The sequence below is a fragment of the Thermococcus sp. JdF3 genome (assembly GCF_012027495.1).
Lineage (GTDB): Archaea > Methanobacteriota_B > Thermococci > Thermococcales > Thermococcaceae > Thermococcus.
This window is the reverse complement of the sequence record NZ_SNUK01000012.1, coordinates 1-604: the sequence shown is the minus strand read 5'-3', so window position 1 is coordinate 604 and position 604 is coordinate 1. Positions and strand designations below refer to the sequence as shown.

The following is a 604-nucleotide window of genomic DNA, read 5'->3' as shown; positions in this document are numbered from 1 at the left end:
ATACTCCACTGGGAGGAGGATTTGGATAAGAACCCCAAACCGATCTCCGCCAAATGGAAGCTGGAACGCTTCAACTCCGACATAAAAATCGAGACCTTCGTGGGACGTCTAAGTGAGGAGAACATCGATGAGGTTCTCGAAGGCGTTGATGTAATCGTTGACTGCCTCGACAACTTCGAGACGCGCTTCCTTCTCGATGACTATGCGCAGAGGAAGAAAATCCCCCTCGTCCATGGCGCGGTCGAAGGAACCTACGGTCAGGTGACGACGATAGTTCCGGGCTTCACCAAAAGCCTGCGCGAAATCTTTCCAAACGTAGGGAGAAAGAAGGAGAAGTTCCCTATTTTAGGAGCTACTGCGGGGGTTATCGGCGCGCTTCAGGCAATGGAGGTCGTTAAGCTGCTCACCGGTATCGGCGAGCCGCTATTGAACAAGCTTCTCATAGTCGATCTGGCCTTCAATACATTCGATGTCGTGGAGCTTAAGTAGAGGGCTCCTTCACGCTTTTCTTTTCGTTGATGCTCTTTATCTCGATGACCTCGTTCCAGGATCCCTCCTGGGTTATCGTCATGGTGCCGAGCATTGGGTCGTCTATCACTGTCTT

General features: G+C 51.5%; 1 protein-coding gene. It reads left to right on the top strand.

Annotated elements, in window-relative coordinates; genetic code table 11:
* Window positions 1-489 (top strand): ThiF family adenylyltransferase (locus E3E42_RS11640; RefSeq protein WP_167904875.1); only part of this gene is annotated, 489 nt, incomplete at its 5' end.
* Window positions 490-604: the final 115 nt, after the last annotated feature.